The organism is Nitrospirillum pindoramense (assembly GCF_007827955.1).
In the GTDB taxonomy this organism is placed as follows: domain Bacteria; phylum Pseudomonadota; class Alphaproteobacteria; order Azospirillales; family Azospirillaceae; genus Nitrospirillum; species Nitrospirillum amazonense_B.
The window spans coordinates 23,758-40,776 of record NZ_VITR01000027.1 but is presented as its reverse complement, the minus strand read 5'-3'; the positions used below and the strand labels follow the sequence as shown (position 1 = coordinate 40,776).

Sequence of the window (17,019 nt, the reverse complement as noted above, 5' to 3'; positions counted from 1 at the left end):
TGGCCGCAAAAGCGGCCCGTAGCCCCTCGATCAAGCCTTCAATCGGCTTGGTTCATGGGGAAAGGGGCCTTAACGCTCCATTCTTCCGCACCCTGTTAGAGCCGAGCGCGTTTCTGGTTAAACGCGCTCGGCTCTAAGTCGTTGTTGAGCGAGCGGATTCACGCTCCAAAACGACTCCGCTTTTCCGCGACCCGCTCTAGCGGGTCCAATCTTCCAACCGAAGGCCGGGGATATCGCTGAAATCCGCAAGGTTGTTGGTGACCAGAATTGAGCCGGTGCTGATGGCATGGGCGGCGATCATCCGGTCATAGTCCCGGCCCTTGACCCAGCCGCAGATGGCGATGATCTGGCCGTACGCCTCCGCCGCCGCGGCATCGAACGGCAGGATCGGGATGTGGGGGAGAAGGATGTTCAAACGAGCCTGCCGCAGGCCGGTGTAAACCGGATCCTTGTAAAGACCACGCTGAAGTTCCGCCAAGCTCAACGCGGATAGCAGGACGGCACCACTGTGCTCGGCCAGCTTATCCAGCACCGCCTCCGTCCCGTCCCTGGCGTGGATGGCGATGTTGGTGTCGATCAGGAAGGCCACGGCCCCACTCCCGCTTTGGCTACTCCCGCTCCGGCATATCCGGGGCCTCCCGTGCCTCCACCGTGGGCGGCTTGGGCATGGCGCGCACTGCCGCCACCGCGTCCTTCAGGTTCCGACGGGCAGGAAAGATGGTGATGACATCGCCCACCCGGGTGATATGCAGGTCGATGCCCGTGTCGGAATAGGCCAGTTCCGCCGGGATGCGGACCGCCTGGCTATTGCCGGACTTGAAGATGCGGGTGATGGCCATGGGACATTTCTCCGCTGAGGAAAGCTGGGCCGGGAAGCTGGGCTTGAAGAGGGATCCTGACTCGGGGGCTGCTGCCTGTCAATCCGCGTATATACATGCCCCCGGGCGGAAAAAGGACGGGGTTGCATGGCTGTGATTCGGTTACCGTCTCTCCGATCCCATCTCGCCTGGATGATCCCATGGCCGCGTACAGCTATCGTGATGATCCGTCGGTGCCGGCGTTTCCGGATGACAAGCCCATCATTGTTTTCGATGGCCATTGCGTCCTCTGCTCCGGTTTCGCCCAGTTCGTGATGCGCCACGACCCGGCTGGCCGCTTCCGCTTGATGGCGGCGCAGACGCCCCTGGGGGCGGCTCTCTATCGGCATTACGGGCTCGACCCCGTGGACTACCAGACCAACCTGGTGCTGGAGGAGGGCGTGGCGCGCGTGAAGTCCGACAGTTCCATCCGCGTGTTCGAGTGCCTGGGCTTTCCCTGGTCGCTGCTGACCCTCGGCCGCCTGCTGCCCCGGTCCTTGCGCGACGCGCTCTACAGCCTTGTCGCGCGCAACCGCTTGCGCTGGTTCGGCACGCGGCAGGTCTGTTACCTTCCCACCCCGGAACAGCGGGACCGGTTCATCCTGTGAGGGGGCCGGGCCGGGGGGATGGGGCATGCGCGTCCTGGTCATCGGGGCCTATGGCCTGATCGGCACCTACGTCGTGGCGCGGCTGCTGGCCGAGGGGCACGCCGTCACCGGCACCGGGCGCGATATCACCGGCCCAGCGCGACAAACGCCTCAGGTGCGCTGGGTCCGCGTCGATGTGGCCACGGCGACGGTGGAGGGCTGGCTGCCCTTGTTGGCGGACGTCCAGGCGGTGGTGAATTGCGCCGGCGCGCTACAGGATGGGCCGCGTGACGATCTGGCGGCGGTGCATCGTGACGGGGTCGCCCGCCTGGTGGCGGCATGCGTACGGCAGGGCGTACGGCGCCTGGTCCATATCTCCGCCGCCGGTGTCGCCGCCCATCGCGCCCTGGGCGTCCAGGGTGACCGCTTCAACGATACCAAGCTGGCGACCGAGGATCTGCTGCGCGCCAGCAATCTCGACTGGATCATCCTGCGCCCCGGCCTGGTGCTGGCCCCCGCCGCCTATGGCGGCAGCGCCCTGTTGCGCGGCTTGGCCGCCTTGCCCGTCGTGACGCCCGTCGTCCATGCCGACGCCACGGTGCAGGTGGTAGCCGCGACGGATGTGACGCGGGCGGTGGCGCTGGCGGTGCAGCCCGACACCCCGGCGCGACGCGCCATCGACCTGGTGCATCCCCAGGCCGTCACCATGGCCGATCTGGTGGGCACCCTGCGGCGCTGGCTCGGCCTGCCGGCGGCACGCTTGGGACGCCTGCCCCCTGGTGTGGCGCGGCTGGCGGCCAGAGGCGCCGACGCCCTGGCCTGGGCCGGCTGGCGCAGCCCCCTGCGCACCGCCACCCTGGACCAGCTCCGCGCCGGCATCGCCGGCGACGGCCACGCCATGGAGCGGGAATTGGCGATCAGGCCCCTGTCGTTGGCCGACGTGCTGACAGCTTATCCGGCCGGCGTGCAGGAGCGCTGGTTTGCCAAAAGCTATTTCCTGAAGCCAGCGATGCTGGCAATGCTGGCAATCTTCTGGATTGCGTCCGGCCTTATCGGCCTCTGCCGCGTGCCGGAGGCCACCGCTGTCCTCTCTGTGGCGGGTATGCCCCAGACGCCGGCCACCCTGGCGGTGCTGCTGGGATCGGCCGTCGACATCGCCTTGGGCGTGGGCGTCGTCTTTCGGCGGCGGGCCAAGGCCGCCCTTTTGGGCATGGTCGCGGTGTCGGGCGCGTACATGGCGGGCGGTACGCTGTGGCGGCCGGACTTGTGGCTGGACCCCATGGGCCCCTTCCTCAAGACCCTGCCGGCGGCGATGCTGGCGCTGGCGGCCCTGGCCCTGCTGGATGAGCGCTGATGGACCTCTATGACTTGGTGAAGGTCGCCCACATCATCGGCGCCACCGTGCTGTTCGGCACCGGGGCCGGCATCGCCTTCTTCATGCTGATGGCCCATCGCACGCGCGACGCGGCCCTGATCGCCCACACCGCCCAGATCGTGGTGGTGGCCGATACCCTCTTCACGGCATCCGCCGTGGTGGCGCAGCCGCTGACCGGCGGCACGCTGGCCCACCTGGCCGGATATCCCCTGTTCAGCGGTTGGATCGGGCTCAGCCTCATCCTGTACGCCGTCACCGGCGCCTTCTGGCTACCGGTGGTGTGGATGCAGATCCGCATGCGGGACCTGGCGCGGGTGGCGGTGCGCACGGGCCAGGCGCTGCCGCCCGCCTATTTCCGCCTGTTCCGGGTCTGGTTCGCCTTCGGCTTCCCCGCCTTCGCCGCGGTGCTGGGCATTCTCTGGCTGATGGTCACCAAGCCCACCCTTTAATCCTGCCCCCGAAGGACCGTCCCCATGATCGCCCAACTGATCCGCCTGGAAGTCGCCCCCGACCTGCGGGAGCAGGCGCTGGCCCTGCAGCAGGTCAACGTCGAACAGACGCGGCTGGAGCCCGGCTGCCGCCGCTTCGACTTCGCGGCGGCCAAGGATGAGCCCGGCGTCTACTATGTGTGGGAGGTGTTCGAGGACCAGGCGGCCCTGGACGCCCACTACGCCGGCGCCTACTTCCAGGCCTGGCGTACCTGGATGCTGGCCCAGCCTGAAGGCAAGGTCGTGCGCACCCGTTTCCCCATCGACCCGCTCTGGCTATAAGCCGCCCGACTTCACTCCCCCGCCCAGCCGCAGCGCTTCAGCGCCGCGCGCAAGTGGGCGGGCACGGGGGCTTCGGCGCCCACGGGATCGCGGCTGGGATAGAGCGGCAGGACGATGCCGCGGGAATGCAGGTGCAGGGCGCCGGGGGGGCCGCCATAGGCCGGGTCGCCCAGCAGGGGGCAGCCGACATGGGCCATGTGGACGCGGATCTGGTGGGTGCGGCCGGTGCGGGGATACAGCTCGACCCAGGTGAGGGGGCCGTCCGGCGTCTCCGCCCGCCCGCGCACCTTGTAGTCGGTGACGCTGGCCTGGCTGTCGGGCGTGCCGTCGGGCACCACCTCCATCTTCCAGCCATTCTTGTTGGTGCGCTTGAACAGGCTGGCCTCGATATGGCCCTCCTCCGCCGGCGGTGATCCCGCCACCACCGCCCAATAGGTCTTGGACACCCGTCCCTCCTGGAACAGCTTGCCCAGCTTGCGCAGCGCCTTGGGGTGGCGGCCCAGCACCAGGCAGCCGCTGGTGTCGCGGTCCAGGCGGTGGGCCAGGGTGGGGGCTCGGGGCAAGCCGAAGCGCAGGGCGTCGAAATGGCGTTCCAGGTTGTCGCCGCCGCCGGGGCCGGCATGCACGGGCAGGCCGGCCGGCTTGTCGATGATCAACATCAGCGCGTCGCGGTACAGCACCCGCGCCTGGATTTCCTCTGGCTTCATGACAATGGGGTCCCTGGAGCGGAACGCGATCAGGTGGTGCCGCGCTCGACCCAGGCCTTACCCTGTCAGGTCCCGCTAATCAAGGTCAGGGGTCGCGCGATGGTGCTGCCGCCACCTGCTGCGTCATGGCGCGGCCTGCCCCCAGCGAGGGCACCGTGGCCCCCAACAGGCTGGGCCCCAAGACCGGGGTCAGGCCCAGGGCGGGCACCAGGGCCGGAGCGGGCGCCGGCTGGCGGTTAAGCCCATGGTGCAGGGCGATGTCCAGCACCCAGGTGAGATAGGTGTCGATCATACCGCTGACATGGAAGGCGGGGCAGCCGGTGAACAGCCGGTCGTGGCCGGTGCTGACCGGGGCGATGCCGTCCAGCCGCAGGTCCAGGCGGCGGTCCGCCCCCTCCCCCACCAGGCGAAAGGGCGAGCCCTCCTGGGTGGTCGGGTTCACGGCCGAGTCGCCATGGGGATGTAGGTGGGCGGCCTCCAGAAAGGCCACGATCATGCCCAGGCTGCCGGAGGCCAGGGTGGCGATCTCCTTGCGCGACCGCCACAGCATGGCCCGCCACTCCGCCGGCGGCAGGTCCACGCCCAGGTAGTAGGCGGCCTCCACCAGGCTCCAGCACACATGCAGGGCGGTGTTGCTGCCGGTCTTGGCGATGCTCAGCACCGAATGGTCGGCGCGGCGATACAGGGCGGAGGCGGAGAAGAAGCGGCCCGCGGCCCGCGCCATGCGGCCGAAGGGACAGGCGATGGGCGCCTGCGGGGCCCCGCGCGCCTCAAGGTCCGCCATCCACAGGTCCAGTTCCTTGTTCAGGCCCAGGCAGCCAGCGGTGCGCAGCAGGCCGAAACGGTGGTGGGCGCTCATCCACTCGGGCAACGCCGCGAAGGGGCCGGCGCCCGTGTCCTTCATGCGTTCCATGGCGCGGACCAGGCGGTGGCGGAAATCGCGGAATAGGAACACCAGGTGCAGGTTGCCCTTCAGCCGGTCGACGTTGTCGCTGGTCAGCGCCAGATCGGCATGGGCGCGGGCGAGATAGGCGTCCAGCGCGTGCGCGTCGCCCGTCAGGTCCATCATCTCCAGCACCGGCGTCACGGCCAGGCGCTGGATACCGGCGGCGGCGTGCGCCTCTTGATAGGCCCGGGCGAAGGAGCCGCTGGGCGCCTCCGTCTCCAGGCCGGCGGACTCGGTCGAACTCAGGCCGGAAACAACGCCACCATCCATGATGCAGGCACCCCGCAGATGAAACCGGGGATGCCCAAGCACAGGACGGGCCATGCAATGATCTAAGCGGAATCAATGCATTACTGCATAAGCGGCGGCGTTGAAGGACAGGGTGGCGCGGGAAAATCCTGCCGGGTTCCTGCAAAAAGCCGGCAGGAATTGCCGAAAGCGTGACAGCATCGCTGTCAATGCCATCACGCATTTTGCAATACCCAAACTACGGTTCAGGGCGGGGTGGTTCCCGCCGCGGGTTCCAGGGTCAGGCGCCAGCGGGTGGCGCCGGGCAGCAGCGGGGTGGCGCGGCCCTGAACCCAGTCCTCATGCCCCTTGTTGTAATAGGGCGACAGCGGGTGGCCGCTTTGCCCCGTGGGCATGTGGAACAGGCCGGTGTCCTCATGCCCCGGCGACACCACCAGCCGTTCAGAGGCGCCGAAGTTGGGCGCCGTCACGCGCGGCTGGAACAGATCGCCGGCCACCGGCTCCGACGGCGGGTCGAGATAGGGCGCCAGCACCGGGGCCACGGCCGACAGGGGGTGATGGATGGCCAGGCGGTTGCGGTCGCCCCAGGTGAAACGCGCGATGTCGCCGCCGTTCTGGGCCAGACGCTCACGCACATCCTTCAGGGCGGCGTCGATCAGTGCGTCCCAGCTCTTGTATCCGGGCGGTACCAGGCCGGGCGACTTGGCCGTCAGCAGGCGGCGGGCCGGCCCCTCGGCCTGATGGCTGACCAGGTCGCTGGCGTGGTCCCCGGCGGGTCCCGCCAGCGGGGCGGTGTACGCCTGGTACAGCCTGTCAACCACGGCGGTGCGGAAGCTGCGCACCAGGCGATACCCGACGGAGGGGATGGCGGCCCGGCCGCCCCAGCTTTCCACCGGCGCCACCAGGTTGGCCAGCGCCTGATCGCTGGCCCGTTCACCCAGGGCCTGCAGCATCAGCCGCTGCCAGAAATCCAGCATGGGCGCCCGGTCGTCCAGCTGAATGTCCAGCATATCCTTTTCGGCGAAATGGTCGCGGGCGGCCAAGTCGTCGCGAATCTGTCCGGCCCTGCCGCCCAGGGCATAGCCGCCGAAGCCCAGCTTGGCCAACGCGTCGCCGCCCACCACGCGGGTGTTGGCCGTCCACAGCCGGCCGTTGGCGGGGTTGGAGATCACCGGCACCTCCGCCGGCGACAGATAGCCGTTCCAGCCCGCCTTGCCATCGGCCCAGCTGACGGGCAGCGTGCCGTCATGGCCGAAGCGGCGCGGCACCAGGCCGACGATGGTCCAGGCCAGGTTGCCCTTGGTATCGACCACCATCATGTTCTCATTCGGGATGGGCAGCCGGTGGGCGATGGCCACCGCCTCATCCACCGAGCCCGCCCGTTCCAGGGCGGCGCCGGCGGACATCACCTCCGCCCCCACGTCGTGCGCCACCCAGCGATAGGCCAGCTTGCGCCCCTGGGCGTCGGTGCCGACCACCGGGCCCCAGTCGCTGTCCTCCACTGTGATGCTGGGGCAGGTCGGGGCGGGGCACAGCACCTCCCGGTGCTTTTCCAGGGTCTTGGGCCCATCCGGCGTCTTGTAGCGGTCGGCGTCGCCGTCCACCGGTTCCAGGACGACGACGTCGCCGGTGTCGACATAGGCGTCGGTGTACCCCCAGGCGATGCGCTTGTTGCTGCCCACCACCAGCAGCGGATTGCCCGGCAGGGTGACGCCGATCAGATCCAGGGTGGGGGCGTCGGCCCCGGCGGGCTTCACCACCAGGCGGGCGCGGTACCAGGTGTTGGGTGCCCGCAGGCTCAGGTGCATGTCATTGGCCACCATGGCGGCCCCGGTGCCGGTCAGCGCGCCGCTGACCGCCCAGTTGTTGCTGCCGGGGATCATCGCCTCCCCCTCGCCCTGCTCGGGGGCCGCCGCCCCCACCTTCACGGCGGGGGTGTAGCTTTCGGGCATGGGCGGCTCGGGCAGCGTGCTGCCGTCCAGGGGGGCGTCCAGCTCCGTGCTCTGGGGATAAAGGAAATTGGCCATGGCAGGGCCCATCTGGTCGATGGCCAGCGCCAGACGGCGCTCCTCCCATCCGTCAGAGGACTGCAGGTCGAAATACATGGCGTCCACGACCAGCAGCGTGTCCTCCAGGCTCCACGGCTTGGGCTGCTGGCGCAGCAGCGTGTATTCGAAGGGCGCGCGCTTCAGCCCGTTCAGCCCGGCGTTCACGCCGGCGGTGTAGGCGGTCAGCATCGCCCGCTCCTCCGGGCCGGCCCGCTCGACGGCGGCGTGGGCCCGGGCGCGGAAGCGGTGCAGGCGATGGGGGGTGTCCACCTTGGCCACCGCCGGCCCCACCAGTTCAGACAGCTCACCGGCGGCGCTGCGCCGCATCAGGTCCATCTGGAAATACCGCTCCTGGGCATGCAGGAAACCCAGGGCGTACATCAGGCTGGTGCGGTCGGGGCCCGTCAGGGTGGGAACGCCGTTCTCGTCCCGCTCCACCGTCACCGGGGCGGACAGGCCGGGGATGGCGGCCGTGCCCTCCAGCTGGGGCAGGCTGGCGTTCAGGCTCCAGGCCGACCAGGTGCCCAGGCCGGCGATACCCACCACCGCCACGCCGGCGATCCCGCCCAACCATGCCAGAACCCGGCGCCCGCTGCGGCGGTCGGTCTTCGCTTCCATTCCTGTCCCCATGCGTCAGGCTTGTTTTGGGCCGAGGCTCCTTCGAGCGGAGGTCCCGTGGGCCCGGCCGCCTTGGCGGCGGCGCATTCTCATCCATTGTGTCTGTTGAAGGCAACAAATCCCAAGTATGCCAACGCTGTGCCCCGCGAGCGGGGATTGTTGGTGATTGGGCTTGGTTCCGTCGCCGCGCCATGGGTATGGTCGTACGCCATCAATAACGGTTGGCCATCAATAACGGTTGGCCATCAATAACGGTTGGGAGAGGCCGGCCATGGCCTGGACACGTGACGCGATGCTGGCGCTGGACGCCCGGGACCCGGTGGCGGCGTCCCGCGACGCCTTCGACCTGCCCCCCGGCGTCATCTACCTGGACGGCAATTCCCTGGGTGCCCTGCCCCGCGCCACCCGCGCCCGCCTGGCCCAGGTGGTGGACCGGGAATGGGGCGTGGACCTCATCCGCAGTTGGAACAGCGCCGACTGGATCACCCTGCCCACCCGGGTGGGCGACCTGATCGCCCCGCTGATCGGGGCGGACGCGGGCGAGGTCATCGCCGCCGACTCCACCTCCGCCAACCTGTTCAAGCTGGCGGCGGGGGCCGTGACGATGCAGCGCCGCCAGAACGCGGGCCAGGGCCGCCGCGTCATCCTGTCGGAACCGGGTAATTTCCCCACCGACCTTTATGTCATGCAGGGCCTGGCCGACCTGCTGGGCGATGTCGAGCTGCGCACCGTGCCGGCGGAGGGGTTGGCCGACGCGCTGACCCCGGACGTGGCCCTGCTGCTGCTGACCCATGTGCATTACAAGACGGGGCGGGTGCACGACATGGCCGCCCTGACGGCCAAGGCCCACGCCGTGGGGGCGCTGGCCCTGTGGGACCTGTCGCACAGCGCCGGGGCGCTGGCAGTGGACCTCAACGGCTGCGGGGCCGACCTGGCCGTGGGCTGCGGATACAAATACCTGAACGGCGGCCCTGGCGCCCCGGCCTTCCTGTTCGTCGCCCGCCGGCACCAGGACGCCCTGCACCCGCCCCTGTCCGGCTGGATGGGCCATGCGGCACCCTTCGCCTTCGGTGATGACTACCAGCCGGCGCCCGGCATCCTGCGCCACCTCTGCGGCACGCCCCCGGTCATCGGCCTGTCGGCGCTGGAGGAAGGGGTGAAGGTCATGGCCGGCGCCGACCGCGACGCCCTGTTCGCCAAGTCCCGCCGCCTGGGCGATCTGTTCCTGGAGCTGGTGGACCAGCGCCTGGGGGCGCATGGCTTCCAGGTTCTCTGCCCCCGCGACAGTGCCCGGCGGGGCAGCCAGGTCAGCCTGGGGCACGACCAGGGCTACGCCATCGTCCAGGCGCTGATCGAGCGCGGCGTCATTGGCGACTTCCGCGCGCCCGAGGTCCTGCGCTTCGGCTTCGCGCCCCTTTACATCCGCTACGTGGATATCTGGGACGCCGTGGATCATCTCGCGGACATCATGGAGACCGGCCTGTGGCGGGAGGCGCGGTTCCATGAGCGGGCGGCGGTGACGTGACCAAGCCCTAAAGCGAGGTCCGCACGCTGAACAGCTCCGGGAAGAACTTCAGGTCCAGCGCCTTCACCAGATAGCTGACCCCGCCGGTGCCGCCGGTGCCGGGCTTGAAGCCGATGATGCGTTCCACCGTCTTCATGTGGCTGAAGCGCCACTGCTGGAAGCGGTATTCCAAATCCACCAGCTTTTCCGCCAGGTCGTACAGCTCCCAATGCTCGTGGGGGTCGCGGTAGACGGCCAGCCAGGCGGCCTCCACCGCCGGATGCGCCTGGTGCGGCTGGGTCCAGTCGCGCTCCAGCAGGCCGGCGGGGATGGCGAAGCCCCGGCGGTGCAGCAGGCGCAGGGTTTCGTCATACAGGCTGGGCTGGGCGTAGGCGGCCATCAGCTCGGCATAGATGGCGGGGTCGCCCTGGTGCACGGTGATCATGCCGGCGTTCTTGTTGCCCAGCAGGAATTCCAGCTGCCGGTACTGGAAGGACTGGAAGCCACTGCTCTGCCCCAGATGCGGGCGGATCAGGCTGTAGTCCGCCGGCGTCATGGTGGCCAGAACGTCCCAGGACTGGATCAGTTGCGCCTGGATGCGGCTGACGCGCGCGATCATCTTCAGCGCCGGGCCCAGATCGTCCGCCTGGATTTGGCGCAGGGCCGCGCGCAGCTCATGCAGGCTCAGCTTCATCCACAGTTCCGACGCCTGGTGGATGACGATGAACAGCAGCTCGTCATGCTGGTCCGAGCGGGGATGCTGGGCGGACAGCAGTTGGTCCAGGCCCAGATAGGCGCCATAGCTGAGGTCGGGCCGCTGGTGGATGCCCTCGCCCGACAGGTCGACGGCACCGGTGTTCTTTTCCTGCGTCATGGCGGCGTCTTCTTAGGTCTTCTTAGAGGGGCTCGCCGCGCACCAGGCGCGGCAGTTCGCCCACGACGCCCATGGCATGGCGCATGAACAGCTTTTTCAGCGGCAGCAGGGGCGGGGCGTTCACCGCCGCCAGGCCCAGGCCGCGCGCCAGCTTCAGCGGGGCGATGTCGTTGGAGAACAGGCGGGTCAGGCCGTCGGTCACGCCCAGCAGGCTGACGTTGTCGAACCGGCGCCAGCGCTGGTAGCGCTCCAGCGTCGCGGTGCCGCCCACGTCCAGGCCCAGGCGCCAGGCGTCGACGATGACCTCCGCCAGGGCCGCCAGGTCGCGCAGGCCCATGTTCAGCCCCTGCCCGGCGATGGGGTGCATGGCGTGGATGGTCTCGCTGATCAGCGCCAGCCGGCGGTCGACATAGCGCTCGGCGTGCTGCCACGATAGAGGGAAGCTGTAGCGGCCGCCAATGGGGCGCACGGCGCCCAGCCAATCGCCGATGCGGGCCTGAAGCTCGGCGGTGAAGGCCGCGTCGTCCAGGCCCATGTAATGGGGCACGGCCGCACTCTTGTCCGACCAGACGATGGAGGTGCGGTTGCCGGTCAGCGGCAGCATGGCGAAGGGCCCGCTGGGCAGGAACAGCTCCACCGCCACGCCGCGGTGGGGGAACTCATGTTCCACCGTCACCACGATGGCCGTCTGGTCATAGCTGCCGCCCACCAGGCCGATGCCGGCGTCCTTGCGGCACAGGCTGCCCCGGCCATCGGCGCCCACCACTAGGCGGGCGCGGACGCGGCGGCCGTCGGCCAGGGTGATGGTTGCCATGGCCGGGCCCCGGTCCAGCGACGCGACCTCCACCGGGGCCAGATGGGTGACGGACGGCAACTCCGCCAGGCGGGCGAACTGGGCGCGGCGCAGCACCACGTTCTCGACGATGTAGCCGAAGGGCTGGTCGCCCACCTCGCGGTGGTCATAATGCAGGAAGGTCGGCCGGTTCTGGTCGGTGACACGGATTTCCAGGATGGGGCCGGCGTCGCCGTTCAGGTGGCCCCAGACCCCCGCCCCCTCCAGGATCTTCATGCTGCCATGGGAAATGGCGGTGGTGCGCCCGTCGAAGGTCGCCTCCAGCTGATGGGCGGGGCTGTCGCGGTCGATGCAGATGGTGCGCACCCCGGCCGTGCCCAGGGCTGCCGCCAGCGACAGGCCGGCCAGGCCGCCGCCCACGATGGCGACGTCCGCGACCATATCGGTTTCGGCGGTGGGGAGGGGGGGTTCGGTGGACATCGGCGGCGCCTTGGCAACGGGGCAAAGGGGGATGGGGCTCAGCCCCTATAGATCGCGGTGGCGCGGTCACTTGTCCAGTACCGTGCATATGATCGTTCCCCGGGCCTGATGCGCCTAAAATTTATGCAATTGCCTGCGCTTTGCCGGCCCGCCTCCGGGCGCGGCATAATTTATCGGCATCCGCTGCGCGCAAACGGGGCGGTTCCGCCCCCGCATCGCGCCTGCGCAGCCCATGCCGGGCCCCTTTCTCCGCCCGCTCTTTCGGATAAGCGACGACAATTCTGTGAACGCGGCACGCTTCTTGAAGACCGGACGGCCCAACAGGCCCCGCCAACCGGCGCGCCCCGGCGGTGGGTGGCGCCCCGGCGCATGGGGCTTCCCCCAAAAGGGACCCTTCGGGGTTCCGGGCCTTTGAGGACTGCCGATGAAGCTCGTGGTGGCGGTGTTGAAGCCGTTCAAGCTGGATGAAGTGCGTGAGGCCTTGGCGGTCATGGGACATTTGGGCGTGACGGTCAGCGAGGTGCGGGGCTGTGGCCGCCAGCAAGGCCGTACGGAGATTTATCGCGGGGCGGAATACGCCATGAACTTCCTGCCCAAGGTGAAGATCGAGGTGGCGGTGCCCGACGACCAGATGGAAAGCGTGGTCGAAACCATACAGACGACGGCCAACACCGGCCGCATCGGTGACGGCAAGATCTTCGTCATGACCATCGCGGAGGCGGTGCGCATCCGCACGGGGGAACGGGGACAGCCGGCGCTCTGACCTTATGGCATAGGCGGAGGTGAGCTTTTCATCGGGTTTCTAAGCATTTAGGGGCAAATCCACGGATTCTAAGGCGGTTTTGCGGGTCAGGGCAGGGCGGCCCGGACGCCGTGGGCCTTGTGGGGGCCACCGCCGACCGCTAATATCGGGGCCGTCTTTCCCGATATGCCGGATATGATTTTTCCCATGCAGCTGACGGCCGATACCCGGGTTCCCGTCATGACGAGTCCCATCGTGGGCCCGTCCTTGAACGGCCGTTTGAGCGGACTTTCGGATTATCCGTTCACCCGCCTGGCGGCGCTGCTGGCCGACGTGACGCCGCGCAGCAATATCGCCCCCCTGATGCTGTCCATCGGGGAACCGCAGCATGAGCCGCCGGCCCTGTTGGCCCAGGCGCTGGCCAGCGCGCCCCTGGCGGATTGGGGCAAGTATCCGCCCACCATCGGCACCGCCCCCTTCCGCGCCGCCATCCATGGCTGGCTCTGCCGCCGCTATGGCCTGCCCGCCGGCTTCGTGGACGTGGACAAGGGCATCCTGCCCGCCACCGGCACGCGGGAGGCCCTGTTCCAGGTGGCGCTGCTTGCCACGCCGCAGCTCAAGGATGGCCGCCAGCCGGCCGTGCTGATCCCCAATCCCTTCTACGCCGTGTACGAGGGGGCCGCCGCCCTGGCGGGGGCGGAACCGGTGTTCATGCCGGCCACCCGGCAGACCGGTTTCCTGCCCGACCTGGACGCGCTGGCGCCCGACCTGCTGGCCCGCACCGCCCTCATGTACCTGTGCACGCCCTCCAACCCGCAAGGGGCGGTGGCGGACCTGGCGTACCTGAAAAAGGCCATCACCCTGGCCCGCGCCTACGGCTTCGTCCTGGCGCTGGACGAATGCTACGCCGAAATCTGGGACAAGGCCCCGCCGCCGGGCGGGTTCGAGGCCGCGCTGGCCTTGGAGCACGAGGGGGCGGGGCAGGGGCACGCGGGCCAGGGAACTGCCAACCTCCTGGTCTTCAACTCCCTGTCCAAGCGGTCCAGCGCCGCCGGCTTGCGCTCCGGCTTCATCGCGGGCGATCCGGCGCTGATCCAGGCTTTCACACGCCTGCGCAGCTATGCCCTGGCCGGCAACGCCCTGCCCGCCCAGGCCGCCGCCGCCGCGCTGTGGAACGACGACGCCCATGTGGAGGAGAACCGGCGCCTCTACCGGCAGAAGATCGACGCGGCGGAAGCGGCGCTGGCTGGCCGCTATGGCTTTTACCGCCCGGCCGGCGGCTTCTTCCTGTGGCTGGACGTGGGCGACGGTGAAGCCGCCACCCGCAGGCTGTGGGGGGAGGCGGGATTGCGCGTCCTGCCCGGCGCCTATTTCACCCGGTCGGAACCGGACGGCAGCAACGCCGGCCACTCCTATATCCGCGTGGCCCTGGTGCATGACACCGAAACCGTGGCCCGCGCCTGTGAGACCATTGCCCGCGTGCTGGGATGACCCGCACCGGGCACACCCGGTTTTCGGCCTGACATAAAGTTGCCTGATACCGTGTTTACTCCCTGGAACCGGCCCACCGCCCTCACCGGCCCCCCAACCGGCCAAGGCACCGATTCCGATATTTACCCACGCCCGTAAGTTTTCAGGAACGAGCGACGGCCCATGACGACCCGCCTTGCCTCTCCCCCCGGTTCCCGGGGCAACCGCGACCCCCTGTCCCCCGGTCCCGCGCCCACGGGCCCGGGCAAGCGCCGCCGCGGCAGCCTGCTGCCCGAGGGCGCGTCGCAGTTCCTGATGCGCCGCGCGACCGAGATGGGCGGCCTGTGCGTCGTGCTGCTGGCGTTGGCGCTGGCCGCCATCCTGTTCAGCTACGACCCCAACGACCCGTCCTGGAACACGGCCGGGCCGCACACCGCCGTGCACAACCTGGCCGGCGCCTTCGGATCCTACACCGCCGACGTGCTGGTGCAGTGCTTCGGCCTGGCGGCCTACCTGCTGGCGGTCATCGTCGCCGGCTGGGGCGTGCGCATCCTGCGCCACGACCCGCCCAGCTTCTGGGCCGGCCGCATCGCCGCCGGGCTGTTCGCCATCACCTTGGCCGGTGTTTCCCTGGGCGGCATCTCCGCGCCTTTCGGCGGCGGCGCCGGCGGCAACGCCGGCCGCGTCATCGTCACCCTGATCGACCATTTCATCCTCAGCCATGTGGGGTGGAGCAGTCCGGTGCTGCTGGGCCTGGTCATGGCGCTGGCCACCGTCGCGCTGATCGTCGTGGCCTTGGGCGTGCCCTTCTACCAGGCCTTCGCCGCGGTGGGCGCCGCCTACGGCTTCCTGCGCCGGTTGGGCCAATGGCGGCCCGCCGTCGGCCCCAAGCCCGCCTCCGTCCGCCGCGCGCCGGAGCCGGCCCGATCGGCTTCCCGGCCGGCCCCCGGACCGGCGTACGAGCCGGAGGATGAGGCGTATGAGGACTATGCGGAGGAAACGGCCACGCCCGCCAGCGGTCTCGCCGGCCGTCTGCGCGCCGCCGCCGGCTCCGCCCTTGGCGGTAGCATTGGGGGCTTGAGCGGCCTGGCCGATGGCCTCAAGGGCGGTCTGGCCGGCACGTTGAAGGGCTTGGCGACACCGAAACGGGCGGCCCCCCCTTCGCGGCGTGAGCCGGGCTTCGGCGACGGCCTGCGGCGCGAACCCAGCCTGTCCATCCCGACGCTCGATCGTCCCGGCCCCGGCATGGACCGCCCCGCCGGCGATCGTGAGCCGCCCCGCGACGGCGAACTGGATGTGGATGGCGAGGCGGCACCCCGCCGCCCCCTGGCCACCGTGGTGCCGCCCAAGGCCAAGCCGGTGGAAATCGCGCGCAAGGCGCCGGCGCCGGTGCAGCCCAGCCTGGACCTGGAACCCGATGGGCCCAGCGAATACGAGCTGCCGCCGGTCGACCTGCTGCAACTGCCCGACCTGTCGGTGCGCAGCCCCGGCGTGAATGAGGACGGCCTGCGCCAGAACGCCCAGCTGCTGGAAGGCGTGCTGGACGATTTCGGCGTGAAGGGGGAGATCGGCAAGGTCCACCCCGGCCCTGTCGTCACCCTCTATGAACTGGAACCGGCGCCGGGCACCAAGTCGTCCCGCGTCATCGGCCTGGCCGACGACATCGCCCGGTCCATGAGCGCCGTATCCGTCCGCGTGGCCGTCGTTCCCGGCCGCAATGTCATCGGCGTGGAGCTGCCCAACGCCAAGCGGGAAACCGTCTACCTGCGCGAATTGCTGGAGGCGGAAACCTACGACCGCAGCCAGCACAAGCTGGCCCTGGTGCTGGGCAAGGACATCGGCGGCCAGCCGGTCATCGCCGATCTGGCCCGCATGCCCCACCTGCTGGTGGCCGGCACCACCGGCTCGGGCAAGTCGGTGGCCATCAACACCATGATCCTGTCGCTGCTCTACCGGCTGCCGCCGGAAAAGTGCCGCTTCATCATGGTCGATCCCAAGATGCTGGAACTGTCCATCTATGAGGGCATTCCCCACCTGCTGGCGCCGGTGGTGACCGACCCCAAGAAGGCGGTGGTGGCCCTGAAGTGGACGGTGCGGGAGATGGAGGACCGCTACCGCGCCATGTCCAAGCTGGGCGTGCGCAACATCGACGGCTACAACATGCGCCTGCGCGAGGCGCGCCAGAACGGCGAGACGCTGACCCGCCGCATCCAGACGGGCTTCGACCCCGACACCGGCAAGCCGGTGTTCGAGGACCAGCCCATCGACCTGACGGAACTGCCCTACATCGTCGTCATCGTCGACGAGATGGCGGACCTGATGCTGGTGGCCGGCAAGGACATCGAGGCCGCCATCCAGCGCCTGGCCCAGATGGCCCGCGCCGCCGGCATCCACATCATCATGGCGACGCAGCGCCCCTCGGTGGACGTCATCACCGGCACCATCAAGGCCAACTTCCCCACCCGCATCAGCTTCCAGGTCACCTCCAAGATCGACAGCCGCACCATCCTGGGCGAACAGGGCGCCGAACAGCTGCTGGGCCAGGGCGACATGCTCTACATGGCCGGCGGCGGCCGCATCACCCGCGTCCACGGTCCCTTCGTCCGCGACCAGGAGGTGGAGGACGTGGTGAAGTTCCTGAAGGCCCAGGGTGAGCCCAACTACGTCGACGCGGTGACGGAGGAAGACGACGCCAGCCCCTTCGATGAGGATGGCGGATCGGGCGGTGGTGCCGGGGGCGGCAACGCCAGCTCCGGCGACGACCTTTACGACCAAGCCGTGGCGGTGGTCTGCCGCGAGGGCAAGGCCAGCACCAGCTTCATCCAGCGCCACCTGCGCATCGGCTACAACAGCGCCGCCCGCCTGATCGAGCGCATGGAGCAGGAGGGCGTGGTCAGCCGCGCCAACCATGTCGGCAAGCGCGAGGTCCTGGCGCGGAACATTGACGACCATGAGCGCGTGAATTAGAGCGAAGCGCGATAAGCGGGCGTACGTCAGAC

The 17,019-nt window shown here is 69.3% G+C and carries 15 protein-coding genes; 8 read left to right on the top strand and 7 right to left on the bottom strand.

Features of this window, described 5'->3' with window-relative positions:
- Positions 1-196: 196 nt before the first annotated feature.
- Together FBZ90_RS26840 and FBZ90_RS26835 are read right to left on the bottom strand one after the other, a co-directional pair.
- Positions 197-589, bottom strand: a complete 393-nt coding sequence (locus FBZ90_RS26840) for a type II toxin-antitoxin system VapC family toxin (protein ID WP_186456069.1) — start codon at positions 587-589, stop codon at positions 197-199.
- Positions 590-608: 19 nt separating this feature from the next.
- On the bottom strand, positions 609-839 hold the full coding sequence (locus FBZ90_RS26835) for an antitoxin (protein ID WP_145736636.1): 231 nt from the start codon (positions 837-839) through the stop codon (positions 609-611).
- A gap of 179 nt (positions 840-1,018) precedes the next feature.
- On the opposite strand from FBZ90_RS26835, the gene FBZ90_RS26830 reads away from it, so the two are divergent.
- From FBZ90_RS26830 to FBZ90_RS26815, 4 genes are read left to right on the top strand one after another with little or no spacing between them, the layout of a single operon-like run.
- A complete protein-coding gene (locus FBZ90_RS26830; RefSeq protein WP_145736634.1) occupies positions 1,019-1,465 on the top strand; it encodes a thiol-disulfide oxidoreductase DCC family protein in 447 nt (148 codons plus the stop codon).
- A 25-nt stretch (positions 1,466-1,490) separates the two neighbouring features.
- Positions 1,491-2,798, top strand: a complete 1,308-nt coding sequence (locus tag FBZ90_RS26825) for an SDR family oxidoreductase (protein ID WP_145736633.1) — start codon at positions 1,491-1,493, stop codon at positions 2,796-2,798.
- The gene (locus tag FBZ90_RS26820; protein WP_145736632.1) at positions 2,798-3,268 is read left to right on the top strand and encodes a DUF2269 family protein; all 471 of its coding nucleotides are present in this window, start codon (positions 2,798-2,800) and stop codon (positions 3,266-3,268) included. Before FBZ90_RS26825 ends, FBZ90_RS26820 begins: the two co-directional genes overlap by 1 nt.
- Positions 3,269-3,292: 24 nt before the next feature.
- A complete protein-coding gene (locus FBZ90_RS26815; protein WP_145736630.1) occupies positions 3,293-3,589 on the top strand; it encodes a putative quinol monooxygenase in 297 nt (98 codons plus the stop codon).
- Between the two features lie 11 nt (positions 3,590-3,600).
- Here the strand turns inward: FBZ90_RS26815 and FBZ90_RS26810 are convergent, their stop codons facing one another.
- From FBZ90_RS26810 to FBZ90_RS26800, 3 genes are all read right to left on the bottom strand, one after another.
- Entirely contained in the window at positions 3,601-4,296 is a 696-nt protein-coding gene (locus tag FBZ90_RS26810; protein ID WP_145736628.1) for an RluA family pseudouridine synthase, read from the bottom strand.
- Positions 4,297-4,381: 85 nt separating this feature from the next.
- Positions 4,382-5,512: a hypothetical protein gene (locus tag FBZ90_RS26805; protein WP_145736626.1), complete on the bottom strand. Its 1,131-nt coding sequence runs from the start codon at positions 5,510-5,512 to the stop codon at positions 4,382-4,384.
- Positions 5,513-5,736: 224 nt separating this feature from the next.
- Positions 5,737-8,157: a penicillin acylase family protein gene (locus tag FBZ90_RS26800; protein WP_186456068.1), complete on the bottom strand. Its 2,421-nt coding sequence runs from the start codon at positions 8,155-8,157 to the stop codon at positions 5,737-5,739.
- A 271-nt stretch (positions 8,158-8,428) separates the two neighbouring features.
- Between FBZ90_RS26800 and kynU the strand changes: the two genes are divergently transcribed.
- Entirely contained in the window at positions 8,429-9,682 is a 1,254-nt protein-coding gene (gene kynU, locus FBZ90_RS26795) for a kynureninase (RefSeq protein WP_145736622.1), read from the top strand.
- Positions 9,683-9,689: 7 nt separating this feature from the next.
- On the opposite strand, the gene kynA is transcribed toward kynU, so the two are convergent.
- Positions 9,690-10,535: a tryptophan 2,3-dioxygenase gene (gene kynA, locus FBZ90_RS26790; RefSeq protein WP_145736620.1), complete on the bottom strand. Its 846-nt coding sequence runs from the start codon at positions 10,533-10,535 to the stop codon at positions 9,690-9,692.
- Between the two features lie 22 nt (positions 10,536-10,557).
- Complete coding sequence (locus tag FBZ90_RS26785; protein WP_145736618.1) at positions 10,558-11,808, bottom strand: UbiH/UbiF/VisC/COQ6 family ubiquinone biosynthesis hydroxylase; 1,251 nt, start codon at positions 11,806-11,808, stop codon at positions 10,558-10,560.
- Between the two features lie 424 nt (positions 11,809-12,232).
- On the opposite strand from FBZ90_RS26785, the gene FBZ90_RS26780 reads away from it, so the two are divergent.
- The 3 genes from FBZ90_RS26780 to FBZ90_RS26770 all read left to right on the top strand — a co-directional run bounded on the left by FBZ90_RS26780 (position 12,233) and on the right by FBZ90_RS26770 (position 16,987).
- Positions 12,233-12,571, top strand: a complete 339-nt coding sequence (locus FBZ90_RS26780; RefSeq protein WP_145736616.1) for a P-II family nitrogen regulator — start codon at positions 12,233-12,235, stop codon at positions 12,569-12,571.
- Between the two features lie 219 nt (positions 12,572-12,790).
- On the top strand, positions 12,791-14,041 hold the full coding sequence (locus tag FBZ90_RS26775) for an aminotransferase class I/II-fold pyridoxal phosphate-dependent enzyme (protein ID WP_186456067.1): 1,251 nt from the start codon (positions 12,791-12,793) through the stop codon (positions 14,039-14,041).
- Positions 14,042-14,203: 162 nt separating this feature from the next.
- Entirely contained in the window at positions 14,204-16,987 is a 2,784-nt protein-coding gene (locus FBZ90_RS26770) for a DNA translocase FtsK (protein ID WP_211102357.1), read from the top strand.
- The last annotated feature ends 32 nt before the right edge of the window (positions 16,988-17,019 follow it).

Bases quoted from the DNA above. Each gene is read 5' to 3' on its own strand.
- FBZ90_RS26835 (WP_145736636.1), bottom strand. From the start codon at position 839: ATGGCCATCACCCGCATCTTCAAGTCCGGCAATAGCCAGGCGGTCCGC.
- FBZ90_RS26830 (WP_145736634.1), top strand. From the start codon at position 1,019: ATGGCCGCGTACAGCTATCGTGATGATCCGTCGGTGCCGGCGTTTCCG.
- FBZ90_RS26825 (WP_145736633.1), top strand. From the start codon at position 1,491: ATGCGCGTCCTGGTCATCGGGGCCTATGGCCTGATCGGCACCTACGTC.
- FBZ90_RS26820 (WP_145736632.1), top strand. From the start codon at position 2,798: ATGGACCTCTATGACTTGGTGAAGGTCGCCCACATCATCGGCGCCACC.
- FBZ90_RS26815 (WP_145736630.1), top strand. From the start codon at position 3,293: ATGATCGCCCAACTGATCCGCCTGGAAGTCGCCCCCGACCTGCGGGAG.
- FBZ90_RS26810 (WP_145736628.1), bottom strand. From the start codon at position 4,296: ATGAAGCCAGAGGAAATCCAGGCGCGGGTGCTGTACCGCGACGCGCTG.
- FBZ90_RS26805 (WP_145736626.1), bottom strand. From the start codon at position 5,512: ATGGATGGTGGCGTTGTTTCCGGCCTGAGTTCGACCGAGTCCGCCGGC.
- FBZ90_RS26800 (WP_186456068.1), bottom strand. From the start codon at position 8,157: ATGGAAGCGAAGACCGACCGCCGCAGCGGGCGCCGGGTTCTGGCATGG.
- kynU (WP_145736622.1), top strand. From the start codon at position 8,429: ATGGCCTGGACACGTGACGCGATGCTGGCGCTGGACGCCCGGGACCCG.
- kynA (WP_145736620.1), bottom strand. From the start codon at position 10,535: ATGACGCAGGAAAAGAACACCGGTGCCGTCGACCTGTCGGGCGAGGGC.
- FBZ90_RS26785 (WP_145736618.1), bottom strand. From the start codon at position 11,808: ATGTCCACCGAACCCCCCCTCCCCACCGCCGAAACCGATATGGTCGCG.
- FBZ90_RS26780 (WP_145736616.1), top strand. From the start codon at position 12,233: ATGAAGCTCGTGGTGGCGGTGTTGAAGCCGTTCAAGCTGGATGAAGTG.
- FBZ90_RS26775 (WP_186456067.1), top strand. From the start codon at position 12,791: ATGACGAGTCCCATCGTGGGCCCGTCCTTGAACGGCCGTTTGAGCGGA.
- FBZ90_RS26770 (WP_211102357.1), top strand. From the start codon at position 14,204: ATGACGACCCGCCTTGCCTCTCCCCCCGGTTCCCGGGGCAACCGCGAC.